Consider the following 23793-nt stretch of genomic DNA (forward strand, 5'->3'; position numbering starts at 1 on the left):
GCGCCACCGCTTCATCCCGCGACCGCCGCCTGACCTCCTGTCCGCGCGTCCAGGCCTGATCGGTGCCCGAATGCGAACGATGTCGCATCTGCGCCGCGTCGCGCTCGGGCTGACTTCGTCGCCAGCGCGTCGACCGCGGCATCCACCCGGCTTCTTCGCGAGACGAGCACGAGCTCGGTGCCGGCGCCGCTCTCGTCGATGACGGCGCGTCTGCTCTCGGCGATGCGACTCATGGCGCCCGCCGCGAATCCGCGGAGGAACCCGCTGCGAGCACGCCGCTTCACCCCTTCGCGTTGCTCGACGTAGAAGTGGCGGTGCTCGAGCCACCAGCTGCGCATCGCGACCATCGCCTGCACCTCCAGGCTGGCTGTCAGCGTCTGCGCCTGGCGCACGTCGGATTCGTGCCCGACCAGCAGCAGGCCCGCGATCGGCGGATACTCGGCAAGAAGCGGCCGCACGACCCCGAGCGCGCTGGCGACGCCGATGCCGATCTCGCGGAGATCCTTGGCGTAGACGCCGCGGAACAGCATCCGTTCTGTGACGATCTGCTCCTTCGTCTGGCCCAGTCGCCCCCGCCGTTCGTCGATCTGCGCCTGTTCGATCCCGTATTTCACGATGAGTCGCTCGGCGTGCTCGGTCAGAGCCTCGGCCTCTTCGGGCGTGGTGCTCTCGGCCTTGGCGAGCAGCTTGGCGATGAGGTCGAGTTTGGCTTCGGTCATGGCATCCCCCTTGGGTTCGTGATGCCGTGAATCCTTCGCGGGGGTACCTACATTGCAAGGCCGAATTCCGGGGTGTGTGGACGAACCCAGATCACGGATGCCGGTGCAGGAGAGGACGCCGGCGTGTGGCCGGGCCCTTCGACAGGCTCAGGGACCCAGATGGGCGGGCTCGGGGACTCCCGGGGGNNGGGCCCTTCGACNGGCTCAGGGGCCCAGGTGGGCGGGCTCGGGGTCTCAGCCGAAGAGGAGCGTCAGGACCGTCGCGCCGCCGCCACCGAGGATCAGTGCCACGATGACCGTCCAGGCGACGATGCGGATGCGCCGGTTGCGTCGCTCGCCGAGGTCGCCGTAGTCCTCGCTCAGGCCGTCGCCGCTCATGCGCCGACCGGCTCCGAGACGGTCGGGCCGAAGGCGGCGGGAAGCGTGGCCTGCGAGCGCTCGCGGATCTCGGCGATCGGAACGGTGAAGACGTCCTGCACCTCGAGCTTGTCGCCCTCGCTGTCGGTCACACCGATGCGCATCACCGGGTAGTTCCGGCCTTCGCAGAGCCCGCGGAACTTCACGTCGTCCTCACGGGGAACCGTCACGATGACGCGACCGGTCGACTCCGAGAACAGCGCGGATGCCGCATCCACGCCGTCGCGCTCGATGATCTCGTTCAGCCAGACGCGCGCGCCGACGCCGAAGCGCGAGACTCCCTCGGCGAGAGCCTGCGCGAGGCCACCCTCCGACACGTCGTGCGCCGACGAGATCAGCCACTCGTCACGGGCGGCGCCGAGCAGACCCGCGAGGCGCTTCTCGCCGGCGAGGTCGACCTTCGGGGGCAGTCCGCCGAGGTGCTGGTGCACGGTCTCGGCCCACGCCGAACCCGACAGCTCGGTCGAGGTCGTGCCGAGAAGGTAGATGTTCTGGCCCTCGTCCTGCCACCCCGAGGGGATGCGGCGCGAGACGTCGTCGATGATGCCGAGCACGCCGACGAGCGGGGTCGGGTGGATCGGCACGTCGCCGGTCTGGTTGTAGAACGAGACGTTTCCGCCGGTGACCGGCGTGCCGAGCTCGTAGCATCCGTCTGCCAGGCCGTCGACGGTCTGCCCGAACTGCCACATGACCTCGGGGTTCTCGGGGGAGCCGAAGTTCAGGCAGTCGGTGATCGCGGTCGGCACGGCGCCGGTGACGGCGACGTTGCGGTACGCCTCGGCGAGTGCCAGCTGTGCGCCCGCGTACGGGTCGAGCTGGCAGTAGCGGCCGTTGGCGTCGGTCGAGATCGCGAAGCCGAGGCCCGACTCCTCGTCGACGCGGATCATGCCGGCGTCATCGGGGAACGAGAGGGCCGTGTTGCCGAGCACGTAGTAGTCGTACTGGTTGGTGATCCAGCGGGTGTCGGCGAGGTTCGGCGAGGCGACCAGGTTCAGGAACTGCTCGCGCAGCACCTCGGGGTCGTTCGATCGGGGCAGCTTCTCGGCGGCATCCGCCTGCAGCGCGTCGATCCACGTCGGGTACGCGACCGGGCGGTCGTAGACCGGGCCGTCGACCGCGACGGTCGAGGGGTCGACGTCGACGATGCGCTCGCCCTGCCAGTCGATGACGAGGCGGCCGTCGCCGGTGACCTCACCGAGCACCGACGTCTCGACGTCCCACTTCTTCACGACCGCGAGGAACGCGTCGAGCTTCTCGGGGGCGACGATCGCCATCATGCGCTCCTGCGACTCCGACATGAGGATCTCCTCAGCCGTGAGCGACGGGTCGCGCAGCAGCACGTTGTCGAGCGAGACCTTCATGCCGCTGTTGCCGTTGGCCGCGAGTTCGCTGGTCGCGCACGAGATGCCGGCGGCCCCCAGGTCTTGAATGGCCTCGACGAGCTCGTCGCGGTACAGCTCGAGGCAGCACTCGATCAGCACCTTCTCGGCGAACGGGTCGCCGACCTGCACCGCAGGGCGCTTGGTCGGGCCGGTGGAGTCGAACGAGTCGGATGCCAGGATGCTGGCGCCGCCGATGCCGTCGCCACCCGTGCGGGCACCGAACAGCACGACCTTGTTGCCGACGCCGGTGGCGTTGGCGAGCTTGAGGTCTTCGTGGCGGAGCACGCCGACCGCGAGCGCGTTGACGAGCGGGTTGGCCTGGTAGACGGAGTCGAAGACCGTCTCGCCGCCGATGTTCGGCAGGCCCAGGCAGTTGCCGTAGAAGCTGATGCCGCTGGTCACACCGTGCACGACGCGGGCGGTGTCGGGGTGGTCGATCGCGCCGAAGCGCAGGGCGTCCATGACCGCGACCGGGCGCGCGCCCATCGAGATGATGTCGCGGACGATGCCGCCGACGCCGGTCGCGGCACCCTGGAACGGCTCGATGAACGACGGGTGGTTGTGCGACTCGGCCTTGAAGGTGACGGCCCAGCCCTCGCCGACGTCGATGACGCCCGCGTTCTGGCCCATGCCCACCATCAGGCGTTCCTTCATCTCGTCGGACACCTTCTGGCCGAAGCGGCGCAGGTAGTTCTTCGACGACTTGTACGAGCAGTGCTCCGACCACATGACGGAGTACATGGCCAGCTCACCGGAGGTCGGGCGGCGGCCCAGGATCTCCTTGATGCGGGCGTACTCGTCATCCTTGAGGCCCAGCGCTGCGTACGGCTGCTCCTTCTCGGGAGTCGCGGTGGCGTTCTCGACGGAGTCGGGGACGTGCTTGTGGGCAGGTGCAGGGGCGGTGGTCACGCGCACTCCTAGATGAGGGGCCGGCGGGGCATGGCCAGTCTACCGGGGGATGCCGGGGGCGATGGCCGCTCAGGATGCAGCGCCGAGCCGGGCTGCGAGGGTGCGGGCGGCGTCCGCCAGAGCGGGCGGACCGACCACGCGGAACGGGGCGTCGAAGCGGGCGATCGACGCGAGGATGCCGATCCACGACCACGAACCTACTGTGACGCGGCAGGAGGTGTCGTCGATCGGCTCGACGGCGCCGTCGCGTCCGATCCATCGCGCGGCTTCGCGGGCGGGCACCTCGAGCACGAGCTCGCCGATGCAGGGCCAGCGATCGCCGGCATCCGACCCCTTCGCGCGAGCCGCGAGGTAGGTCTGTGCGTCGGCGGCGGGCAGTTCGCGGGGCGGGAAGGCGGGGCCAGTCGGGATGCGCGGCGCCATGCGATCGAGCCGGAAGGTGCGCCAGTCGTCGGCCTCGAGATCCCAGGCGAGCAGGTACCAGCGGCCTTCGCGGGCAACGACGGCGTGCGGCTCGGTGCGCCGGGCCGGGAGGTCGTGGGTTTCGCCGTAGTCGAAGCGCAGCACGTGCCGGTCGCGCACTGCGGCGCTGACCGCTTCGAGCACCGCGGGATCCACCCGGGTCTCGTTCTCGACGCCGGTGAAGCGGATGCCGTCGACCCGGTGCCGCAGGCGCGACGGCATGACCTGCCGCACGGTGGCGAGCGCACGAGCCGCGCCCTCGTCGATGTCGATCCCGGTGGCGGGCACGCTCTGCAGGGCGACGGCGATCGCGACGGCCTGCTCGTCGTCGAACAGAAGAGGAGGAAGCTCGGAGCCCGCGGCCAGGCGGTATCCGCCATCCGGGCCTTTGATCGCGCTGATCCGGTAGCCCAGTTCGCGCAGGCGGTCGATGTCTCGTCGCACCGTGCGGGGCGTGACGTCGAGGCGGTCGGCGAGCACCTGCCCCGGCCAGTCGCGCTGCGTCTGCAGCAGCGAGAGCAGGGCGAGCATGCGCGAAGAGCTGCCTGTCATGGCATCCATTCTGCGTCAGGTAGAGGACCGAAACTGTCCGCTTCTGCTGTGAGTGTGGTCATCGGCGGCGAATCCGCCGCACGACGATCGAGGAGAGATCATGACCATCGCAACCACCACCCACCTCAACTTTCGTGGCACCGCTCGCCAGGCGCTCGAGTTCTACGGAGCCGTCTTCGGCGGCGAGGTGACCGTCGCGACCTACGGCGACTTCGGGATGCCGGCCGGGGTGCCCGGCGCCGATAAGGTCGTGTTCGGGCAGGTCGAGAACGCCGAGGGCTTCCGGCTCATGGCCTACGACATCCCGGGCTCATCCGAAGACCACGCCGCGACCGCGGGGACGACCTCGCGCGAGAACGGTGCGACCGTGACCGACCGCACGTTCTTCCAGTCACTGCGCGCCGATTCGCTCGATGAGCTGACCGGATACTGGGATGCTCTCGCCGACGGCGGGTCGATCGTCGAGCCGCTCGCGGCATCGGCGTGGTCGCCCGGATTCGGGATGCTGACCGACCGGTTCGGCGTGACCTGGGTGCTCGACGTGCGGGCTGCGCACGCGGGCTGAGCCGGTCGCGGTTCACGATTCAGCATGAATGTCGTCGGATCGGGCCGAAACGGCTGAACGGGGGCGATTCTCGACGTCTGGTGCTGAATCGTGAACGGGGGCGGTGCGGCTCAGTTCTTGCCGGAGTTGCCGTTGCCGCCCTTGCCGTTGTTTCCGGAGTTCCCGTTGTTTCCGGAGTTCCCGTTGTTTCCGGAGTTCCCGTTGTTCCCCTTGTTCCCGTTGTTCCCGTTGTTCCCGGAGTTGCCCGGGTCGCTGACCACCTCGACGGGAGCCGCAGGGGCCTCCGCAGGCGCGGTGTCGGCAGGTACCGACGCGGTGCGCACGAGCGCGCCCGAGGCGACGCGACCGATGTCGGATGCCGGTGCGGTGAAGGCGGCGAGTCCGACGACGAGCGCTCCGGTCGCGGCCAGCCCGGCGGCACCGGCGATCACGCGGGTGCGGGTGCGGGAACCGGCGCTCGACCGAGGCGAGGTGGCATCGGCCTCGGGGGTGTCGTCGGCGGTGGGGAGAACCGCTGTCGCGCCGGTGGATGCGGATCCAGTGCGGGGCGACGGCATCGCCGCGGCATCCGACTGCGGCATCACGGCCGTCTCCTGCGCCGTCGTTCCCGTCTCCTGCGCCGCCGCCGCGGCAGTGGAGGCCTCCGCCAGCGCAGGAGTCGTCCCGGCGGAAGCGACGATCGCCGCCGCCGCCGCAGCGACCGCCGTCCCCTGGCTGTTCGCGGAGTATCCGCGCAGCAGGCTCCGCGCAGCCCGCGCGACCTCATCTGCCGCCGGACGCTCACTCGGCTCGAGTCGGGTCATGCGTGCGAGCAGGTCGCGCCACTCCTCGGGAACCGTCTCCGAGATCACCGGAGGTTCTGCGAGCCGGGCGATCGCCGCCGCGCGGCCGGACATGAGCGACGGGTATCCGGGCTCTCCGGTCAGGGCCTCGAGAACGACGAGTCCGAGGGCGAAGACATCGACCGGCGTGCCGGGATCGAGATCGCGCAGCTGCTCGGGCGCCATGTAGGTCAGGGTGCCGAGCACGATGCCCGGCGTCGTCAGGCGGGGGTTCTCGACGGAGCAGGCGATGCCGAAGTCGGCGAGCTTCGCCGCGATCGGTCGTCCGGTGCGTCCCTTGGCGAGCAAGACGTTCGACGGCTTGACGTCACGGTGCACGATCCCGGCCGCGTGCACGGCGGCCAGCCCCTCGGCGAGGTCACGGGTGATGCGGGCGACGTCGCGGGGCGGCAGCGGTCCCGCGGCCATACGTTCGGCGAGCGTCGGACCGTCGACGAACTCCATCACCAGATACTGAGGTCGTCCGGGCGCGAGCTGCGCGTCGTGCAGGGTCACGAGCGACGGGTGGCTCAGCGAGGCCAGCAGCGCCTTCTCGGTGTGGGCGCGCTCGATCGATGCGATCGGCCCCTCGCCCTCGTGGATCATCTTGATAGCTACCGTGCGGCCGAGGTGCGAGTCCTCGGCGCGATAGACGGTCGCCATTCCGCCTCTGCCGACGCGATCGTGCAGCACGTATCGCCCATCGAGCAGTGCCGCGGTCGGCGACATCACTTCCAGCGTCATCGAGCGCTCCTCATGGCTGCATCCGGGTGATGCATCAGATCAATCTACGTCTCAGTGTCGGGGTCGTCATCGGGGTTGACGCGAGCGTGAAACGGTGAAAGTCGTCGGGAGGCGTCGGGCGTCTTTCATTCCGGTAGGCGTTGACGACGACCCTGCAGGGGTGGAGACCACGACCTCTCCTGGCTACGCTCGGTGTCGAACGCCGAGAACCGAACGGAGTCTCCATGCGGATATCCGCCCCCTCGACTCAGACTGGCATCGTGGTCGTCGCGGTGGTCCTGATGCCGATGATCGGCGTGGCGCTGACGGTGGTGACCCCCTGGTGGGGGGCCGCTTGGATGATCCTCGCGATGACTGCGCTCGTGATCTTCTCGGCCCGGACATTCCGTGGTGCACAGGAGTCGACTGCTCCGCGGCCGTGGTGGCGGATGACGGCCACCCCTCTCGCCAGTGCGCTCCTCTTCGCGGCATTCCTGGCTCAGGCGGCCTTCTCGTTCTTCAGCACGTGGTCGCCGCCCCTGGAGGTGCCGGGCAACGTCGCTGTGTTCGTCCTGCTGGTGATCGGTGCGGCGTACGCGAACTCGGCGATCCGGCTCTCGCGCACTGGCATCGCGCGCCGTGCATCTCAGGCGTCCGCACCTCGATGAGGCGCGCGGGCGCCGGCAGCGAACGCTGTCAAGGCCCTCCTGAGTGTCCGATGCCTCACGTAGAAAAGAGGGAGATCGAAAGGACGTGGCATGGCCGCAGGTGACATCGAGACGTTCCAGCGAGACGGGATCTGGTTCAACCGCATCGAAGGCGAATCCCGCACGCTGGGTTCCAGCTTCGAGACCGAAGATGAGGCGGTCCGGGTCGGACGGGGAGCAGCTGCCGCACGTCAGGTCGTGCACACGGTGCGCACGGAAGAGGGGCCGTCGGATACCGGGAACCTGCACGACTGGCATCCGCGCGACCTCATGAACTGAGGCCCGCTGCCCGGCGAGAACGGGCCGAACGGGGCCACTGCCTCGGCATCCGCCCGTCATGCATCGACACGAGAATCGCCGCGGAAGCGTCGCCGTCTCTAGGGTGGAAGCTCGCGATGTGAAGGAGTTGCCGTGTCTGAGATCTCGACCGTGACGAGTGGCTCCACGAGCATGCGCAGCGTGGGTGCCGCCGCTCGATGTCGGTTCGCGGACTGAGAGCCGCTCGACATGGCCTTCGACTTCGCCGCCGCACGGCATCCGTTCGATTCCCGCACGAGGTTCGACCTCGACCGGCCCGAGAGCCGCAAGTGGAGTCTGCATCCCGGGCACATCGGTGCCTGGGTCGCCGAGATGGACTTCGGGGTCGCGCCCGTGATCGCCGAGGCGATGCACCGCGCGATCGGCGAGGAGAACCTGGGTTATCTGTCGCCGCCCCTGGCGGCGCGGCTCGGTGAGGCCACGGCAGGCTGGATGCAGAACGAGTACGACTGGTCCATCGATCCCGAGCGCGTGCACCCGGTGTCCGACGTGATGGCCGCACTGCGTGTCGCCGTCGAGGAGTATGCGCCTGCGGGGTCGCCCGTGATCGTGCCGACTCCGGCATATATGCCGTTTCTGACATATCTTCCAGCCATCGGGCATCCGGTCATCGAGGTGCCCGGGGTCGAGGTCCAGGATCCGAGCGGTCGAGTGCGCTGGCATCATGACGTGCAGCGCATCGACGAGGCATTCGCCGCCGGTGCTCGCACCCTCGTGCTCTGCAACCCGCACAATCCGACCGGAACCGTCGTCGAGCGATCCGAACTCGAGGCGCTCGCCGAGATCGTCGAGCGGCACGGCGGGCGCGTGTTCGCCGACGAGATCCACGCGCCGCTGCGCTTCGACGGCCGCCCCTTCATCCCGTACGCCTCGCTGTCGCAGGCGACAGCCGCGCACACCGTCACCGGCACGAGCGCCTCGAAGGCGTGGAACATCCCGGGGCTCAAGACCGCCCAGCTGATCACCTCGAACGACGCCGATCAGCAGCTCTACCGTCGCTTCGGGTTCTCGGTGCAGCACGGCGCCGCGACGCTCGGCGTGGTCGCCTCGACGGCCGCGTATCGCGAGGGCAAGCCGTGGCTCGACGGTGTGCTCGACTACCTGTCGGAGTCGCGACGCACGCTCGGTGCGCTGGTCGCCGAGCATCTGCCCGGCGCGGTGTACCGGGAGCCGGAGGCCACCTACATCGGCTGGATCGACACGAGTGCGCTCGAGATCGACGGACCGCCAGCCGCGTTCTTCCGCGAGCACGCGGGTGTCGTGCTCACCGAGGGGGCGCTGCTCGGGCGTGGGTACGAGGACTTCGTGCGAGTCGTGTTCGCGACGCCGCGGCCGATCTTGCGCGAAGCATTCGCCGCGATGGGGGATGCGCTCGCGTCGCGCTGAGGTCGCTCAGGCCGACGGAGTCGCTACGCCGGAACGCGAGACGATGCCGGGATGCCGAGTCGAGTCGCTGCCGCGGCGAACTCGACATCGAACGTGAGGATGCTCGAGAGCGCGTCTCCGATCTCGATCGCTGTCGCGAGATGCAGCGCATCGAGGGTGCGCAGACCGCTGTGCATGTCCACCGCGCGTGTGAGGGTGTCGTCGGCGAGCGAGACAAGAGCGACCCTGTCGAGGAGTTCCTGCGCCGCTTCGGCACTGACCGAGCGGCGGTCGGCGACGGCGTGCAGCTCTACGGCCAGGAGTCGTGATGAGACGAAGGGGACGCCGTCGGCAAAGGCTTGGCGCACCGCATCGCTTCCGTCCTCCTCGATGAGTGCTTTGGCTGCTGCGGACGTGTCGAGATAGATCAAAGGCGATCGCTCCGGAGATCGTGCAGGATCTCTCGGGTGGTGCGGTCGGCGGTCGTCGGGGGCGTCAGGGGCGCGCCGGTCTTCGTCGGCAGAGAGACGCGACCGGATGACACGAGCCGCTCCCACGGGTTCTGCGACGGGGGGCTCAACTCGGCGATCGGGCGGCCCCGATCGGTGATGGTCAGGCGTTCGCCCGCGGCCACGCGAGCGAGGACCTTCGCGGTCTGCTGGTTCAGCTCAGTCTTCGACACCGTGGCCATTCTCCGATTCTACGCTCGAACTAGTAGAAGTAGTAGATCAACCACCGGCTTCGCGTCATTCGCTGACCACGACCGATGTCAACGGTGAATGGAGTGGGTTTCGGCTGATGCCGGAACCCACTCGGCATCCGGAATCGCCCTCACCCCGGGGTGATGATTCGTGCGAGGTCGATGAAGTACCGCATCCGGCCGTTGGCGGTGCGTTATCGACCCCGCACGCCCGCGAGGGTGCGCTTGTGGCCACGCATGGTGTCGGCGGTGCATCTTTGGCCTACGCGTGACGACCTGATCCCCGTGCCCCGTACTGCACCGCATCACTCTGCCCGCACCGCACCGCAGGGTGCGTCTCGGTATCCGCCGTCACTTGTCGCAGGCGATGCCGTCTCCGTCGCGGTCGAGGTCGTAGATGTCTGACCCGACGATCCGCACCGGTCCCTGCACGTACGCGGGACCGTCACCGCTGCCGCCCGCGCAGTCCACGTCGCTCGCGACGGGCACGCAGGCGTCCGCGTAATTCGGGTCGCATCCACCGGGCTGGGGCACCGCCGGGACCGGGGCGGCCGGAACCGGGGCCGCAGGAACGGTCTCGGGTGCCGGTGCCGGTGCCGACGCGACGGGCGCAGGAGCGGGCGCCTTGCTGCCGATCGCCGTGACCTCGTTCACCGGTGCGGTCTGCATGACCTCGCTGACGATCTCGCGCGCGGTCTCGACGCCGTCCACGACGGTCACACGGTAGGTGATGACCTTTAGCCCGTCGACGCCGGCGGCGACCAGTGCCGTCGCGCCCTGGTCGAGGTTCGGATCGTCGGTGGTGGTCGCCTCGAACGGCACGAGCACCTCTTCGGTCGCCGTCTGGAAGGTCGTCGGAATGGGAGTCGGCGTCGGGGAGGTCGAGGGCGTCGCGGTGGCGGTGGCCGTCGGCAGCGTCGCGAACGTCTGAGCCTCGGATGCCGTGGGCGTCGCCGTGCCCGTGCTGGCGCTCGCGATGCCGCCGCTGGTCACGAGCAGCGCGGCGACGGCGAGAGCGACGAATCCCGACGAGCGCGACCGCAGTCCGAGGGCGGGAGCCGGCCTGACCAGCAGCACGAACAGCGCCACGATGATCGCCGCGACGATTGCGAAGATCATCACGACGGGAGCGAATCGCCCGAGAATGCTGCCGACCACGAGCGATCCCGCGATGACCCCGGCGATGCGCCATCCGGTGCGGCGCTTCACGGGAGTCAGTTCAGCGGCGGGCGCAGGATGCTGATGCAGCTGCGACGTCGCCGCCGCCGCAGGTGACGGCGCGGTGGCTGCGCTCCACTGATGTCCGTCCCACCAGCGCAGCTGGTTCGGGTTCTCGGGATCGGGATGCCACGCGGCAGGCGGCTGAGACATGAAGGTTCCCCTCGACGATGAGGCGACGAATCGCCGGCGCCCCCAGAGCGCCTCGACCTGTATATCGGTTACGAGACGCACCGGACAAGTAACGATTCAATCGCGCTGGGCGTGACTGGTCATGCGTGCGGGGGCGATGAACCACCGGAATGGGCCTGTAGCGGTGCGCTAGTGACCCCGCACAGATGGGCCGGTGCGTTTGTGGCCCCGGCTTACCGCGCCTCGCGCCGGGAGAGGGGCCTCGATCCGGCTCCCGGCCCGCGACACGACCCGCTCGCGGTTCACCGCCGCATCCGGCATCCTGTGCCAGCCTGACTGTCATGACTGCCGACACCGCCGCCCACGCGGCGACGCCGCCCTCACGCTTGCTGCCGTTCCTCATCGGGGTCGGCGGCGGCGTCTTGGGACTCCTGCCGTGGATCCTCGGCGGGGCCCGACTGCCGCTGCAGAACCTCTGGGTGCTCTCGACCATGCCCGACGACATGCCGCTGGTGCTGCTGCCGGTGAGTCAGTACTACGTGATCGTGCTGTTCTCCATCGTGCTGCTCGGGGGCGTCTTCGCGGGCCTCACGCTGCGCATCGCCGCGCGCAGTCGCACGATCGCCGCATGGCCCGCAGCCCTCGGGGTGCTGGCGGTGCACGTGCTCGCGATCGTCGAGAGCTTCGGCATGACGGCATCCGGACTCGCCCTCGGCTCCGACCCCCAGGCCGTCATCTACCTCGCCGGACTGCTCGGCGGCACAGTCGTCGTCGCGGCCCTCGCCCAGCTCGCGTTCTGGATGACCTCACACCGGTCTGCGGGCGTCGCCGCCTTCGGCGTCGCGCTCGCCGCAGTGCCCTTCGGCGAATGGATCGGACGGTGGTTCCTCGCGTTCACGGGCGAAGTCTTCCCGCCGGTGTTCCTTCCTGCCGTGGTGCAGTGGGTTCCCGCGATCGTGGTCGGCCTCGCGCTCGTCTGGTGCGGAGTGCGTCCGCTCCCGCGACTCCTCGTCTGGGCGGCGTCGCTGCTGGTTCTGTGGCTGCTGCCGGCGGTGCTGATGTCGATCCTGTCGGCGCTCGGGTTCCGGCTGATCCTGGGCGACTTCCCCGAGATGGTCGCCCAGGGCGTCGGGATCTTCCCGGCACTGCTCGCAGAAGACGGCGTGCTGACGGTCGTCGTTGCGCTGGCGATCGCGATCGCCGGCACGATCGTGCGGATGCTGGTCGGGCGGAACGGCCGACGCGAGGTCGAGCGAGGGCATCCGGCCTCCGTTCCGCAGCGCGCGACCGGCCGCGAATCCGCATGAGCGCGCCCATCGCAGCGCGCGGAAGTACCTCCTGCCAGGATCAGACCATGCAAAGTTCTTCGCGTGGTTGGGTCGCCGTTCTCGGCGCCGCCCTGATCGTGTCCGTCTCGGCGGCCTGCACGCCGACCGGCGAGGCTGGTCCGCCGCAACCGCCGTCGCCGAGTCCGGCTCAGGTCACTTCCACTCCGTCCGCTCCCTCGAATGACGGGTCGACGTCGAACGCCTATCGCGATTCGCGGTGGCCCGGCGCGATCACGGATTTTCCCTACGAGATGCCGGCGGGGTACGGGTTCCCCGCGGAGGCTCCGGAAACGGGATTCGCGATGAGCACCTCATGGGGAGACGATGTCGCTTACGCATGGTGGGGATGCGCCGTGCTGCTGTCCGCGTGGTCGGCGGTCGACGCCGGCGATGTCGCCCAGGCGGATCACCTGCTCGCGCGCGTGAACGAGGCCGTGGCCGAGCGACCCGAGATGTTCCCCGGCTGGAGCTCTCCCCTCTCTCTCGACTGGGAGGATCCGGTCTTCCGAGAGGCCGGAGAGTCCGGTCTCTGTGCGGCGTGGTTCGAGCGCGAGGAGTCCGCTGAGGACTGAAACCCGCTCTTCATACTTGCATCGTCCTATATATGTGTGGTCATATATAACCATGCAGCTCCGTCACGCCGTGCTCGGCCTTCTCGACATCGCTCCGCAGAGCGGATACGACCTCGGTCGGGCGTTCGACGGGTCTGTCGCTCACTTCTGGAATGCCGACCAGTCGCAGATCTATCGCACGCTCGACCGGCTCGAGGCCGACGGTGCGATCGAGACCGAGACCATCCCGCAGCAGGGCAAGCCCGATCGGCGCGTGCACTCGCTGACCGACGGCGGGCGGGCGGAGCTGGCCGAGTGGCTGGGCACGCCGCTCGAGGTGCTGAAGCCCAAGGAGCCGTTCCTCGCTCGGCTGTTCTTCGCCGCTCCGCTCGGCGTCGAGGGCGTTCTGCAGCTGCTCGACGAGCGAGAGGCGGCGGTGCGCGCCGCCCTCGACCAGCTCCGCGCACTGCCGGCGGCGAGCGGAGACCTGGGGGCGGTGCTGCGCGCGGCGACGCTGGATGCCGGCATCCGGCAGGGCGAGGCGGAGTTGGCCTGGCTCCGCGCGACGCGCGCATCGGTCTCGGACCTCGAGGGCTCGTGATGAACCTCGACTACCCGATCGAGCACGGCGAGCGTGCGGGGGAATCGATCATCCTGCTACACGGCGGCAACGTCGGCAGCTGGATGTGGGAGCCGCAGGTCGCACGCCTCGCGGGTCGCCACGTGATCACGCCGAACATCATCGGCTTCGACGCGCGATCCGATGAGGCCTGGCCGGGCCTGGCGGGAGCCGCCGACGACATCGCGTCGATCATCCGCGAGCGGGCCGTCGACGGTCGGGCCCACGTCGTCGGTCTGTCGATGGGTGCGGTCATCGCGGTGCATCTGGTTGCGCGGCATCCCGATCTCGTGCGCTCATGCATGGTCACCGGAGCGATGATGGTGGGCGTCGACGGCATGCAGCGCCGTGTGGCCGAGCTGCAGTTGCGTGCCTGGGACCGGCGATGGTTCTGGCGGATGCAGGCGGCGATGTTCCGGATCCCCGCCGACGCGCGCGAGCAGTTCATCGCCGCCGGCATGGGCGTGAGCGCGCAGACGGCGCACGCGATGTACGGGGAGATCTTCGACGGGTCGATGCCTCCGGGCCGGTTCGACTACGCCGGGCCGATGCTCGCGATCGCGGGCGAGCGGGAGCCCCGGGATGTCGCACGGGCGTTCCCGGCGCTCACCCTGGCGATGCCGCAGACCCGCACCTGGATCGCTCCGCGGATGCGGCACGTGTGGAGCATCCAGGATGCCGATCTGTTCACGCGGACGATCGTCGACTTCGTCGACCGGGATGCGGTGCCGTCGGTCTGACGCCGGCTCGTGGGGTGAGCCGGGCGGGGTCGCTTTCGCACCGCACACGGCTGATTCGGGTGCGGAACTGGCCCCGCTCGGGGCCGCGGGTGCGGAACTGGCCCCGCTCGGCGGGCACGCGGGTAGAGAATCGACCCCGCAGGGGCCGTGGCGCGGGAGCTACGCCACGGGTGACGCGGCGACAGCCCGTTCGCCCAGCGCTCGGGCGATGCGCTCGACCGCCTCGATCATGACCGGCCGCGGCAGCGCGAACACGAAGCGCGTGTATCCGATCGCGGCCTCGCCGCACGCGGCGCCGTCCGTCATCGCGACGCCCGCGTGCTCACGGAACCACTCACCGAGGTCACCCGTGAGTCCCGTCTCGCGGAAGTCGAGCAGCGCGATGTAGCTGCCCTCCGGCACGATCATCCGCACGCCCGGCAGATTCTCGTCGACCAGCTGCGCCAGCATCCGCCGGTTGCCGTCGAGGTAGTCGACGACCCCGTCGAGCCAGTCGCGTCCGCCCGTGTAGGCCGCGATGTTGGCGATCACGCCGAGCGTCGAGGTGCCGTGTCCTGCCCAGAACCCGAGGCTCTCCCAGAGCTCGGCATCCGCGTCGTTCGACAGGATGACCTGCGCGCACTTGAGGCCGGCGAGGTTCCAGGCCTTCGAGGCCGAAGTCGCGGTGAGGGTGTGCGAGGCAGCATCCGCAGACACCGACGCGTAGGGGATGTGCTGAGCCGGCGCGTAGACGATGGGCGCGTGGATCTCGTCGGAGAACACCCGGCCGCCGGCGTCCGTCACGACCGCCGCGATTGCGAGCAGCTCGTCGCGGGTGGCCACGGTACCGAGCGGGTTGTGCGGGTTGCAGAGCACCAGCATCTCGCCGCCGTCGCGGAGCGCCTGCGCCACGGCATCCAGGTCCATGACCCAGCGGCCGTCGACCTCGATGCTCGGCACCTCGATGACCCGGCGGTCGTGCATGGGCGGCACGATCAGGAATGGCATGTAGGCGGGAGTCGGCACGATCACGGCGGACCCCGGAGTCGTGAAGTTCTCGATCGCCAGCTCGAACGCGGCGATCACATCGGGAACGTGGTGGATGCGGTCGGCGGGCACTTCCCATCCGTACGAGTCGGAGTACCAGCGCGATGCCGCTGCGGAGAGGTCCTTCGCGAGCTTCTCGGGCAGGTAGCCGGTGACGCCCAGGTCGAGAGCATCCTTCAGTGCCCCGCTGATCGCGGGCGCGAGGCCGAAGTCCATCTCGGCGACGAAAGCCCCGATCATGTCGGGGAAGGTGGTCCATTTGAGGCTGCCGGCGTTTCGCAGGTCCTGTTCGGTCAGCTGGTCGAAGGCGCCGGATGTCATGACTCAATCCTTTCACCCGGTGGGGTGTCGAGGCCCGCACCTGCATGCCCCGATCACACACGCATGCCGAGAACGGCGGATCGGGCCTGCATCCGTGATCTGAGCCTGCACCTGTCGCGCCCCGCCGAGAAACCGGCGGGATCGCGTCGATACGATGGGGCGATGGCGGATGCGTATACCGGCGACGAGCTCTCGGCCCGACTTCCCGCGGCACTCGCACGGCTGAGCGAGGTTGCCGAATACGACATCGAGCGGATGCGGGCGATCGCCCTCGAAGAGGGGCTGGAGCACTCTCCCCGCCCGCGGGCCGACGACCTGAGATCGCTGCGACTTCAGCACTCCGAGGACTCCGCCCGATTGGGCCGGCAGCTGCGCACAGTGATCTCGAGGACGCTCGGAAAGCCCACGGGCACCGACAAGGCCTACAGCTCGGGTCCGTTCATCTGCGAGCTGCGTGTCGACGACATCGTCACGGTGACGGCTCGCCCGCAGCGGTCCCTCGAATCCGTCGGCGCAGCAGTCGTCGCCTGGATGTCGGGTGTGCCGTTCGCGGATTGGGCCGCAGGGGACGGAGCAGGCATCATGCATCCGACCGAGCGGCTGATCCGGACGCCGCTCGTGCACGAGCGTCCGGGTCGCATCTCATTCGCCGTCGACCTGGGCGCGGGACTTCATCCTGCCGGTGTCGTCGTGAACGATCTGCCGCAGCGGCGCGCAGTGCTCGCCGAGTACTTCTCAGGACTGCTCGGCGAGGCCGAGGTTCCGCCGTACATCACCGAACGCAAGGCGTGGATGCGCGGCGCGCGCCAGCTGATGCTGGCCGGCTATCGCAGCGGGGGCAACCACTCGCTGACATTCATCCACGACGACAGCGGCACTGTCGCCTGGTAGTCGGATGCCGGGCTTCGGATGCCCGGCGCGCCCACATCGGGCGCGGGATGCGTGCGGGGCCGTTTCGGCATCCGGGGCCGGCTGTGGGGGTGCGCAATTGACCCCGCATCGGGGGGGCGGCATGGGGGCACACCCGCGCCACACCATTGAGCCGTCTCCGCACGCGTGCCAGGATTGCCCCGACTCGGCTCACCGGGGGCGGGGACGAAGGGAATCTCATGCAGCTGGCGATGATCGGACTCGGCCGGATGGGCGCCAACATCGTGCGCCGCCTCATGCGCGACGGACACGAATGCGTCGTCTACGACGTGAATGCGGATGCCGTGCAGGCGCTGGTCGCCGAGGGAGCCACCGGCGCGAGCACCATGGCCGACCTCGCGTCGAAGCTCGAGGCGCCTCGGGCCGTCTGGATGATGGTGCCCGCCTCGCTCACCGGAACCGTCGCCGACCAGGTCGCGGAGGTGCTCGACGAGGGCGACATCCTCATCGACGGCGGCAACTCGAACTACCGCGACGATGTGCGGCGGGCGAAGGCGTTCCGGGAGCGCGGCATCCACTACGTCGACGTCGGCACGAGCGGCGGGGTCTTCGGACTCGACCGCGGATACTGCCTGATGGTCGGCGGACCGGATGAAGCCGTGCAGCGCATCGAGCCGGTGCTGAAGACGATCGCTCCGGGTGTCGGCGAGATCGAGCGCACGCCCGGTCGCACAGGGGACCTCACGCCGGAGGAGCAGGGCTACCTGCACTGCGGTCCGTCGGGCGCGGGGCACTTCGTGAAGATGGTGCACAACGGCATCGAGTACGGCATCATGGCGTCGATCGCCGAGGGCCTCAATCTGCTGCACAACGCGGATGCCGGGGTGCGCGAGGCCGAGCATTCCGCCGAGATCGCCCCGCTCGAAGAGCCGGAGTTCTACCAGTTCCCCATCGACACGTCGAAGGTCGCCGAGCTGTGGCGCCGGGGTTCGGTGATCTCGTCGTGGCTGCTCGACCTGACCGCCGCCGCGCTGGCCGAGAACCCGCAGCTCGACGGTCTCGCCGGTCGGGTGTCCGACTCGGGCGAGGGTCGCTGGACGGTCAAGGCCGCGGTCGACGTGGGCGTGCCGGTTCCGGTGCTCGCGGCGTCGCTGTTCGAGCGCTTCGCCTCGCGCGACGAAGATCACTTCGCGAACCAGGTGCTGTCGGCGATGCGCCTGCAGTTCGGCGGACACCAGGAGCTGCCCGCCGGAGACGTGCTGGAAGCGGGTGCGCGCAAGGCGGAGTCCGACTGACCGAGTTGTCCCGGTCCGCCGAGCGAGGTCCGCGGAGATCCGCGTTCACAACTCAGCAAGAATCGGATGAGGCCGTGGGCTCGGCCCCGGAATCCCGCGGGACCGATGCGTCGGCCGACCCGTTCGTCCTGAGTTGTGAACCGGTCGACCCGCCGCCGCCGGCCCCAGACGAAGCCCCGGCCCGAGAAAGGCATCAATATGACCACCGTCACCCGTCGAGCCACCCCGCACGACGCCGCCTCTCTCGCCGAGATGCTGCACGCCTTCAACACCGAGTTCGACACCGAGACGCCGGGGGTCGAGACTCTCGAACCGCGGCTGCGGACCCTGCTGGCCGGACCAGCGACCTTCGCCGTGCTCGCCGACGACCCCGCCGCCGGTCTCGCGCTCGTGACCCTGCGCCCGAACGTCTGGTCCGACGGACCGGTGGCGCTGCTCGACGAGATGTACGTCGCTCCGGCGCAGCGCGGCAGCGGCGTCGGCAGCGCGATCCTGCAGCACATGGTCGAGATCTGCCGGGAGCTCGGCGTCGCGGCGATCGAGATCAACGTCGACGAGTCGGATGCCGGAGCGATGCGCTTCTACGAACGGCACGGCTTCAGCAACGGTGACCCGGACACTGGTGAGAAGGCGTTCTACTTCTACAGGTCGCTCTGAGACGAATTCGTCCGGCGGAGCCGAGCGAGACGAAACGTGGTGACGTGCCGAAGTCGGCTCGCCACGTTTCGTCTCAGTCGCCTGCGTCGTCTTCGGTCAACGGACGTCGGTCACTCATGACCGGCAGTCGCTGGACGAGCGGCAGGCACTCAACGACCGGGCACCGAACTCAGACGAGCGCAGCATCCACCCTGCGATCGTTGCCGACGTGCACGAGGGCGTCGATCCGGCGCTCGATCGCGTTGAACTCCGGTGAGTTCACGTCGCGCTCGCCGGGGAGGTCGACCGTCACGATCTCCCGCACGTGCCCCGAGTTGCCGTGGGCCGTGCCGCCCGCCATGACGAGCACGCGGTCACCGAGGTACACGGCCTCCTCGATGCTGTGCGTCACGAACAGCACGGTGATGCCGGCATCCCGCTGGATGCGCTGCAGCTCGTGCTGCATCTCGGTGCGCGTGAGCGCGTCGAGAGCGCCGAACGGTTCGTCCATGAGCATCACCGACGGAGTGTTCGCGAGCAGTCGCGCGATCGCGACGCGCTGCTGCATGCCGCCCGAGAGCTGGTGCGGGAAGGATGCCGCGACGCGGCTGAGTCCGACGGAGTCCAGCGCCGCGGTCGCCCGCTCCTTCACGACTGCGCGGGGGAGGCGGGCCTGCCGCGGGCCGTACTCGATGTTCTCGCGCACCGTCAGCCAGGGGAACAGCCCGTAGTCCTGGAAGACGACGCCCCGGTCGGGCCCGGGGCCGGTCACCTCCTTCCCGGCAACCGTCAACGACCCCTCGGTGATCGTCTCGAAGCCTGCGACCATGCGCAGCAGCGTCGACTTGCCGCATCCTGAGGCGCCGACGATGCAGACCACCTCGCCGGCCGCGACGGTGATGTCGACACCGTCGACGGCGGCGATCGGCGATCCGGGGTACCGCTTGCCCACACCGGTCATGACGATGTCGGCGGCGTGCTGGGGAGGAATGCTCATGCGATCTCTCACTTCTGGATCGGTCGGCGCCCGAAGGCGATGGCGAAGATGAGCGTGAGCAGGCGGTCGGCGATGAAGCCGGCCAGGCCGATGACGACCATGCCCACGATGATGAGGTCGGTGCGCGACTGCTCCCGGGCCTGGGTGATGAGCGCGCCGAGCCCGGTGCTGATGCCCACCGTCTCGCCGACGACGAGGATCACCCACGAGAGTCCCATCGCGATGCGCATGCCGCTGATGATCTGCGGCGCGGCAGCCGGGATGACGACCTTGTAGAGCGACTGCAGGCGGGGCGTGCCCAGCATCGCGGCGGCTTCGAGAAGGCGCCCCGGCACCTGGTGGACTCCGCTGATGGTGTTCAGCAGGATGGGGAACACCGCGGCGATGAACACGAGGAACACCGTGGAGCGGTCGCCGAAGCCGATGATCAGCAGGGTCAGCGGCGCCCAGGCTGTGACGGGGATCGGGCGGACGAGGTTGACGGTCGGCTCCAGCATGCGGAACAGGAGCTTCGACCGGCCCATCAGCACGCCGAGCGGCACGGCGATGACGACCGCGAGGCCGAAGCCCTGCAGCACGCGCAGCGCCGAGGCCCCGAGGTGGCCCCAGAGCGTGCCGCTGAACGAGTCGTCGTAGATGCCGCCGAAGGCGAAGTCCACACCCCTCACCGCGACCTCTCCGGGGGTGGGCAGGAACGTCATCTTGATGTCGAACGGCAGCGTCCAGGCGTTCTGCACGCCCAGGTGCCAGCCGATCAGCAGGAGGATCGGAACGGGAAGCGCGATGGCCCATCCGAGCGACACACGGCGGCGCGGCCGAGAGGTGCGGATGCCGTCGGGCTGCGTCTCGGTGGTCGCGACGCCCTGGGGCGGATCGGCGAGTGCGGTGGTCGTCACGATCACTCCGTCCGTGCGGTCTCGACGAAGCTGACGTCGGTGAGGAGGTCCTGGTCGGCCTCGGCCGAGACCTGGTCGAAGGCGAGCATCTCCTCGCTCATCGCGGCCAGCGTCGAGAGGTAGTCGGCGTCGAGGTCCCAGCGGGGCCAGATGTTCTCGATCGCCAGGTCGACGATCGCGGGGTTCAGGGCGAACTCCTCGACGAGGCCGTCGGCCCAGGCGGCGGTGTCGTCCGCCATGTGCTCGACCGCCGCGATGTGGGTGTCGACGACGGATTGCACGAGCTCGGGGTCGGACTCGATCAGGCTGTTGCTCGTGGCGAGCACGATGTTCGTCTGGCCGATCGGGGTGTCGTAGGCCGACATCAGCTCGTGAGCACCGCCCTCGATCGCGATCGACGGGCCGACCTCGGCCGAGATGAACGCGTCGATCTGTCCGGAGGCGAACGCGGTGGCCATGTCGGCGAAGGGCAGGTTGACGAGCTCGACGTCGCTCGCGGGGTCGATGCCCTGTGCCTCGAGCGTGCGCTTGAGGAGGATCTCCTGGGTGGCGCCCATCGGGAAGCCGACCTTCGCACCCTTGAGGTCATCCGGCGTCTCGATGTCTTTTGTGGCGACGATGCGGGTGCCGCCGTCGGCAGCGGAGGCGACGATGCGCACATCCTGCTTCTCGGCGACGCCGGCGATGACCGATGCCGCACCAGTCACGCCGAAGTCGACGGAGCCCGAGACGATCGCGTTCTTGATGTCGCTGGAGGTGTCGAAGAGCACGATCTCGACGTCGATGCCCTCCTCGGCGACCTCTTCGTAGAAGAAGGGGCTGAAGAGGTGGGGCTGCGCACGCAGCGTGCCGATGGTGACGGACTGTCCGCCGCCGTCGCCGCTCTCGGAGTCGGCGGACGAGGGCGACGCGGAGCAGCCGGCGAGCACGAGCGTCGCGGCGGCGAGCGAGGCGACGGCGAGCGACGGCGTGCGGAAGGACGAGCGGGAGGGGGTGCGGAAGGTCATGTGTTCTCCTGGTGGGGGCGAGGCCAGGACGGCTGGTGCAGGGACAGGGGCAGCGGGTCGGGGTCAGGCGTTGGCGGGGACGACGGATGCTGCGCGGTAGGCGCGCCAGCCGCCGAAGTCGGTGATGTCTCGTTCGGTGAGGTCGACGGATGCGGTGAAGCCGAGCACCGACGAGCCGTCGGAGAGCTCGATCTCGCCGAGTGCGAGAGGAGCGGCGATGCTGCGCAGCAGCGTCGACAGCGCGAGGGGCGACAGGCGCCACAGCTCTCCGGGGAGCTTGGCGCCCTCGGTGGAGCGGATGACCGCCGGGCGGTCGACCGCGCCTTCGACCAGCAGCATCCGGAACCTGTCCGAGGTGCGAACCTCGCCGACGAGCCGGGCGCCGAGCGCCTGCAGCTGCGGGTTGAGCGGTTCGCCGCTGAGGTGCGCGCCGAAGACGGCGACGTCGACGCCCGGGGCGTCGAGCGTGGCATCCGGCTCCGATTCGCCGAGCAGGCGGGCCGCGAGATCGAGCGCGACCTGGTCGTGGAACGTCGGCGTCACGATCGAGACGCCGAAGTGGCCCTCGCCTGCGACCTCACCCGTCGGCACGGCGACGGCGGCCATGTCCATGAGGTTCACGAAGTTCGTGAAGGTGCCGACGGTGCTGTTCACGCCGAGCGGGTCGGTCGCGACCTCGGCGACGGTCGGGTGGATCGGCGCGGTCGGGATGATCAGGGCATCCGTGCCGTCGAGCACGTCCCGAGCGAGCAGTGTCGCGGCGGCGACGGCCTGCTGGGCATCGATCACCGTCGTGCCGTCGATCTCTGAGGCGCGGGCGGCGATCGCGGCGACCGAGGGATCGGCATCCTCCGGGTGTGCCGCGAGGAAGGCGCCGTACGACCAGGCCCGCTCGCTGACCAGTCCGCCGCCGTAGAGCAGGCGGGCGGTGGCGAGGAACGGCGAGATGTCGATCGTGCGGGTCTCGGCGCCCAGCGCTTCGAAGCGGGCGATCGTCTCGTCGAACGCGGCCAGGACCGCCGGCGAGAGCGACGCGAGGTCGGCGCGTCGGGGCACGGCGATCACCGGTCGCGGCGGGGCCGCCTGCGGGGCGTCGAGCGCCCACGGTCGGCTCTTCGGGTCGGTCGTCGACGGGCCGGCGACGACCGACATCACCCGAGCGGCGAGGCCGGTGGTGCGGGTGAAGACCGAGACGGTGTCGTACGAGGGAGAGGCGGGGAGCACCCCGTCGAGCGGCAGCAGTCCGAGGGTGGGCTTCACACCGAGGATGCCGTTGAAGGCGGCCGGAACCCGCCCGGAGCCCGCGGTGTCGGTGCCGAGCGAGAAGTCGACGAGGTCGTGCCCGACGGCGGCGCCGGATCCCGAGCTCGATCCGCCCGAGACGCGCTGGGGGTCGAGCGCGCTCGTGACGACGCCGTAGGGGCTGCGTGTGCCGACGAGTCCGGTGGCGAACTGATCCATGTTGGTCTTGCCCACGAGGACGGCGCCCGCGTCGAGCAGCCGCGTGACGACGGTCGCGCTCTTCGCGGGGACCCGGGCGAAGGCGGGGTGTGCGGCGGTGGTCGGAAGGCCGGCCACGTCGATGTTGTCCTTGACGGCGAACGTCAGCCCGGCGAGGGGGAGGGATGCTCCCGCGGCGACGCGGGCGCGCACGCTCTCGGCATCCGCCTGGATCTGCTCGGCGCTGCGACGGGTGATCCAGATGCTGGCGGGCGCGGCGTCCAGCGCGGTCTCGAGCGCCGCGACGCTGGCTGCGACGGACTCGGAAGAGGAGAGGGAGATCATCGGTGCGGGTCCAATCCGTGGTTCATGTGGGAGATCTGCATGGCGCGAGCTGCGCGGGCCTCGACGATCGACTGCGACTGGCCGACGTGCGTGCGCAGGAAGTCGCGGGCTTCGCGGAGGCGCCCGGTGAGCACGAGCTCGAGGATCTCGAGGTGCTCGCTGATGGTCGCGTCGACCCGGTCCTGGGTGAGGTAGTCGTGCATGCGGATCGGGCGGATGCGGCGGTTCACGCGCTCGAGCGCTCCGACCAGCTCGCGGTTGCCCGCCGCTCCCAGGAGCGCGAGGTGGAAGTGCTCGTCGGCGTCGACGAAACCGGGATCGGGGGTGATGCCGGCCTCAAGTCGAGAGATCCAGAGGTCCTGCTCGGCGGTGAGCTGGGCACGCTCATGCGTGATCGTCGGGTCGGCGATGGCGCGATCGATGCCCTGCGACTCCAGCAGGATGCGCAGCTCATAGAGGTCGGTGAACTCTTCGAGCGTGGGCATGTAGCGGAACAGCGCACCGTCGCGCTTGACGAGGAGGCCGTCTGCTTCGAGCCGCGCCAGCGCGTCACGCACCGGTGTGCGGGAGAGCTCGAAACGCTCGGCGACGTTCTCCTCGGTGAAGCGGTGGAAGGGCGAGTACGCCGCGGTCAGCAGCTCGGCCCGTAGCTGCTCATAGACGCGGATGCGGGCGGGACGCCGGCGCTCGGAGCCCGGATCCTGCGATGTGGCCAATGATGTATCCATTGCT

Annotated in this window: 25 protein-coding genes; 11 read left to right on the forward strand and 14 right to left on the reverse strand. The window is 69.5% G+C overall.

Annotation, left to right across the window (positions count from 1 at the left end):
- Positions 1-11: 11 nt before the first annotated feature.
- The 4 genes from IXW21_RS03950 to IXW21_RS03965 form a co-directional block, all read right to left on the reverse strand.
- The gene (locus IXW21_RS03950) at positions 12-719 is read right to left on the reverse strand and encodes a DUF2786 domain-containing protein (RefSeq protein ID WP_194762969.1); all 708 of its coding nucleotides are present in this window, start codon (positions 717-719) and stop codon (positions 12-14) included.
- 234 nt (positions 720-953) lie between these two features.
- Positions 954-1097 (reverse strand): hypothetical protein, encoded by a 144-nt coding sequence (locus IXW21_RS03955; protein WP_194762970.1) that lies wholly within the window; start codon positions 1095-1097, stop codon positions 954-956.
- Positions 1094-3427 (reverse strand): phosphoribosylformylglycinamidine synthase subunit PurL, encoded by a 2334-nt coding sequence (purL, locus tag IXW21_RS03960; RefSeq protein ID WP_194762971.1) that lies wholly within the window; start codon positions 3425-3427, stop codon positions 1094-1096. Before purL ends, IXW21_RS03955 begins: the two co-directional genes overlap by 4 nt.
- A 69-nt stretch (positions 3428-3496) precedes the next feature.
- Complete coding sequence (locus IXW21_RS03965) at positions 3497-4441, reverse strand: helix-turn-helix transcriptional regulator (protein ID WP_194762972.1); 945 nt, start codon at positions 4439-4441, stop codon at positions 3497-3499.
- Between the two features lie 100 nt (positions 4442-4541).
- Between IXW21_RS03965 and IXW21_RS03970 the strand changes: the two genes are divergently transcribed.
- On the forward strand, positions 4542-5006 hold the full coding sequence (locus IXW21_RS03970) for a VOC family protein (RefSeq protein WP_194762973.1): 465 nt from the start codon (positions 4542-4544) through the stop codon (positions 5004-5006).
- Positions 5007-5116: 110 nt separating this feature from the next.
- Here IXW21_RS03970 and IXW21_RS03975 read toward each other — a convergent pair whose 3' ends face one another.
- A complete protein-coding gene (locus IXW21_RS03975; protein WP_194762974.1) occupies positions 5117-6571 on the reverse strand; it encodes a serine/threonine-protein kinase in 1455 nt (484 codons plus the stop codon).
- Positions 6572-6831: 260 nt separating this feature from the next.
- Between IXW21_RS03975 and IXW21_RS03980 the strand changes: the two genes are divergently transcribed.
- The 3 genes from IXW21_RS03980 to IXW21_RS03990 all read left to right on the forward strand — a co-directional run bounded on the left by IXW21_RS03980 (position 6832) and on the right by IXW21_RS03990 (position 8961).
- Entirely contained in the window at positions 6832-7218 is a 387-nt protein-coding gene (locus tag IXW21_RS03980; protein ID WP_194762975.1) for a hypothetical protein, read from the forward strand.
- 90 nt (positions 7219-7308) lie between these two features.
- Positions 7309-7536 carry a DUF2188 domain-containing protein gene (locus tag IXW21_RS03985; protein WP_194762976.1) on the forward strand — a complete coding sequence of 76 codons (228 nt, stop codon included), beginning with the start codon at positions 7309-7311 and terminating at the stop codon, positions 7534-7536.
- Positions 7537-7764: 228 nt separating this feature from the next.
- Positions 7765-8961 (forward strand): MalY/PatB family protein, encoded by a 1197-nt coding sequence (locus IXW21_RS03990; RefSeq protein ID WP_194762977.1) that lies wholly within the window; start codon positions 7765-7767, stop codon positions 8959-8961.
- A 23-nt stretch (positions 8962-8984) separates the two neighbouring features.
- On the opposite strand, the gene IXW21_RS03995 is transcribed toward IXW21_RS03990, so the two are convergent.
- The 3 genes from IXW21_RS03995 to IXW21_RS04005 all read right to left on the reverse strand — a co-directional run bounded on the left by IXW21_RS03995 (position 8985) and on the right by IXW21_RS04005 (position 11011).
- Complete coding sequence (locus tag IXW21_RS03995; RefSeq protein ID WP_194762978.1) at positions 8985-9371, reverse strand: type II toxin-antitoxin system VapC family toxin; 387 nt, start codon at positions 9369-9371, stop codon at positions 8985-8987.
- Entirely contained in the window at positions 9368-9631 is a 264-nt protein-coding gene (locus tag IXW21_RS04000; protein WP_194762979.1) for a type II toxin-antitoxin system Phd/YefM family antitoxin, read from the reverse strand. Before IXW21_RS04000 ends, IXW21_RS03995 begins: the two co-directional genes overlap by 4 nt.
- Before the next feature lie 360 nt (positions 9632-9991).
- On the reverse strand, positions 9992-11011 hold the full coding sequence (locus IXW21_RS04005; RefSeq protein WP_194762980.1) for a G5 domain-containing protein: 1020 nt from the start codon (positions 11009-11011) through the stop codon (positions 9992-9994).
- Positions 11012-11331: 320 nt separating this feature from the next.
- Here IXW21_RS04005 and IXW21_RS04010 point away from each other — a divergent pair, with 320 nt between their 5' ends.
- From IXW21_RS04010 to IXW21_RS04025, 4 genes are read left to right on the forward strand one after another with little or no spacing between them, the layout of a single operon-like run.
- Positions 11332-12297: a hypothetical protein gene (locus tag IXW21_RS04010; RefSeq protein ID WP_194762981.1), complete on the forward strand. Its 966-nt coding sequence runs from the start codon at positions 11332-11334 to the stop codon at positions 12295-12297.
- 47 nt (positions 12298-12344) lie between these two features.
- Positions 12345-12890, forward strand: coding sequence for a hypothetical protein (locus IXW21_RS04015; protein WP_194762982.1), 546 nt, complete (start codon positions 12345-12347; stop codon positions 12888-12890).
- Positions 12891-12942: 52 nt separating this feature from the next.
- Complete coding sequence (locus tag IXW21_RS04020; RefSeq protein WP_194762983.1) at positions 12943-13470, forward strand: PadR family transcriptional regulator; 528 nt, start codon at positions 12943-12945, stop codon at positions 13468-13470.
- Complete coding sequence (locus tag IXW21_RS04025; protein ID WP_194762984.1) at positions 13470-14228, forward strand: alpha/beta fold hydrolase; 759 nt, start codon at positions 13470-13472, stop codon at positions 14226-14228. The genes IXW21_RS04020 and IXW21_RS04025 overlap by 1 nt, the downstream gene beginning before the upstream one ends.
- 159 nt (positions 14229-14387) lie before the next feature.
- On the opposite strand, the gene IXW21_RS04030 is transcribed toward IXW21_RS04025, so the two are convergent.
- Complete coding sequence (locus IXW21_RS04030) at positions 14388-15575, reverse strand: MalY/PatB family protein (RefSeq protein ID WP_194762985.1); 1188 nt, start codon at positions 15573-15575, stop codon at positions 14388-14390.
- A gap of 162 nt (positions 15576-15737) precedes the next feature.
- Here IXW21_RS04030 and IXW21_RS04035 point away from each other — a divergent pair, with 162 nt between their 5' ends.
- The 3 genes from IXW21_RS04035 (at position 15738) to IXW21_RS04045 (ending at position 18397) form a co-directional block, all read left to right on the forward strand.
- Positions 15738-16466 (forward strand): hypothetical protein, encoded by a 729-nt coding sequence (locus IXW21_RS04035; RefSeq protein ID WP_194762986.1) that lies wholly within the window; start codon positions 15738-15740, stop codon positions 16464-16466.
- A 218-nt stretch (positions 16467-16684) separates the two neighbouring features.
- Positions 16685-17740 carry a phosphogluconate dehydrogenase (NAD(+)-dependent, decarboxylating) gene (gene gnd / locus IXW21_RS04040; protein ID WP_194762987.1) on the forward strand — a complete coding sequence of 352 codons (1056 nt, stop codon included), beginning with the start codon at positions 16685-16687 and terminating at the stop codon, positions 17738-17740.
- Positions 17741-17938: 198 nt separating this feature from the next.
- Complete coding sequence (locus IXW21_RS04045) at positions 17939-18397, forward strand: GNAT family N-acetyltransferase (protein ID WP_194762988.1); 459 nt, start codon at positions 17939-17941, stop codon at positions 18395-18397.
- Positions 18398-18566: 169 nt separating this feature from the next.
- Here IXW21_RS04045 and IXW21_RS04050 read toward each other — a convergent pair whose 3' ends face one another.
- The 5 genes from IXW21_RS04050 to IXW21_RS04070 form a co-directional block, all read right to left on the reverse strand.
- The gene (locus IXW21_RS04050) at positions 18567-19373 is read right to left on the reverse strand and encodes an ABC transporter ATP-binding protein (protein ID WP_194762989.1); all 807 of its coding nucleotides are present in this window, start codon (positions 19371-19373) and stop codon (positions 18567-18569) included.
- Positions 19374-19381: 8 nt separating this feature from the next.
- Positions 19382-20269, reverse strand: a complete 888-nt coding sequence (locus IXW21_RS18520; RefSeq protein WP_323742160.1) for an ABC transporter permease — start codon at positions 20267-20269, stop codon at positions 19382-19384.
- Positions 20270-20271: 2 nt separating this feature from the next.
- Positions 20272-21276 carry an ABC transporter substrate-binding protein gene (locus IXW21_RS04060; RefSeq protein ID WP_194762990.1) on the reverse strand — a complete coding sequence of 335 codons (1005 nt, stop codon included), beginning with the start codon at positions 21274-21276 and terminating at the stop codon, positions 20272-20274.
- Between the two features lie 63 nt (positions 21277-21339).
- A complete protein-coding gene (gene atzF, locus IXW21_RS04065) occupies positions 21340-23061 on the reverse strand; it encodes an allophanate hydrolase (protein WP_194762991.1) in 1722 nt (573 codons plus the stop codon).
- Positions 23058-23789: a GntR family transcriptional regulator gene (locus tag IXW21_RS04070; protein ID WP_194762992.1), complete on the reverse strand. Its 732-nt coding sequence runs from the start codon at positions 23787-23789 to the stop codon at positions 23058-23060. The genes atzF and IXW21_RS04070 overlap by 4 nt, the downstream gene beginning before the upstream one ends.
- Positions 23790-23793 lie beyond the last annotated feature (4 nt).

Source organism: Microbacterium sp. UFMG61 (assembly GCF_015354505.1).
GTDB lineage: Bacteria > Actinomycetota > Actinomycetes > Actinomycetales > Microbacteriaceae > Microbacterium.

Coding starts and splice junctions, on each gene's coding strand:
- IXW21_RS03975 (WP_194762974.1), bottom strand. CDS start 6,571: ATGACGCTGGAAGTGATGTCGCCGACCGCGGCACTGCTCGATGGGCGA.
- IXW21_RS04070 (WP_194762992.1), bottom strand. CDS start 23,789: ATGGATACATCATTGGCCACATCGCAGGATCCGGGCTCCGAGCGCCGG.
- IXW21_RS03955 (WP_194762970.1), bottom strand. CDS start 1,097: ATGAGCGGCGACGGCCTGAGCGAGGACTACGGCGACCTCGGCGAGCGA.
- IXW21_RS03970 (WP_194762973.1), top strand. CDS start 4,542: ATGACCATCGCAACCACCACCCACCTCAACTTTCGTGGCACCGCTCGC.
- IXW21_RS04020 (WP_194762983.1), top strand. CDS start 12,943: ATGCAGCTCCGTCACGCCGTGCTCGGCCTTCTCGACATCGCTCCGCAG.
- IXW21_RS03990 (WP_194762977.1), top strand. CDS start 7,765: ATGGCCTTCGACTTCGCCGCCGCACGGCATCCGTTCGATTCCCGCACG.
- IXW21_RS04000 (WP_194762979.1), bottom strand. CDS start 9,631: ATGGCCACGGTGTCGAAGACTGAGCTGAACCAGCAGACCGCGAAGGTC.
- IXW21_RS04060 (WP_194762990.1), bottom strand. CDS start 21,276: ATGACCTTCCGCACCCCCTCCCGCTCGTCCTTCCGCACGCCGTCGCTC.
- gnd (WP_194762987.1), top strand. CDS start 16,685: ATGCAGCTGGCGATGATCGGACTCGGCCGGATGGGCGCCAACATCGTG.
- IXW21_RS04015 (WP_194762982.1), top strand. CDS start 12,345: ATGCAAAGTTCTTCGCGTGGTTGGGTCGCCGTTCTCGGCGCCGCCCTG.
- atzF (WP_194762991.1), bottom strand. CDS start 23,061: ATGATCTCCCTCTCCTCTTCCGAGTCCGTCGCAGCCAGCGTCGCGGCG.
- IXW21_RS04010 (WP_194762981.1), top strand. CDS start 11,332: ATGACTGCCGACACCGCCGCCCACGCGGCGACGCCGCCCTCACGCTTG.
- IXW21_RS03985 (WP_194762976.1), top strand. CDS start 7,309: ATGGCCGCAGGTGACATCGAGACGTTCCAGCGAGACGGGATCTGGTTC.
- IXW21_RS04045 (WP_194762988.1), top strand. CDS start 17,939: ATGACCACCGTCACCCGTCGAGCCACCCCGCACGACGCCGCCTCTCTC.
- IXW21_RS04025 (WP_194762984.1), top strand. CDS start 13,470: ATGAACCTCGACTACCCGATCGAGCACGGCGAGCGTGCGGGGGAATCG.
- IXW21_RS04005 (WP_194762980.1), bottom strand. CDS start 11,011: ATGTCTCAGCCGCCTGCCGCGTGGCATCCCGATCCCGAGAACCCGAAC.
- IXW21_RS04030 (WP_194762985.1), bottom strand. CDS start 15,575: ATGACATCCGGCGCCTTCGACCAGCTGACCGAACAGGACCTGCGAAAC.
- IXW21_RS03965 (WP_194762972.1), bottom strand. CDS start 4,441: ATGACAGGCAGCTCTTCGCGCATGCTCGCCCTGCTCTCGCTGCTGCAG.
- IXW21_RS03950 (WP_194762969.1), bottom strand. CDS start 719: ATGACCGAAGCCAAACTCGACCTCATCGCCAAGCTGCTCGCCAAGGCC.
- IXW21_RS04050 (WP_194762989.1), bottom strand. CDS start 19,373: ATGAGCATTCCTCCCCAGCACGCCGCCGACATCGTCATGACCGGTGTG.
- IXW21_RS04035 (WP_194762986.1), top strand. CDS start 15,738: ATGGCGGATGCGTATACCGGCGACGAGCTCTCGGCCCGACTTCCCGCG.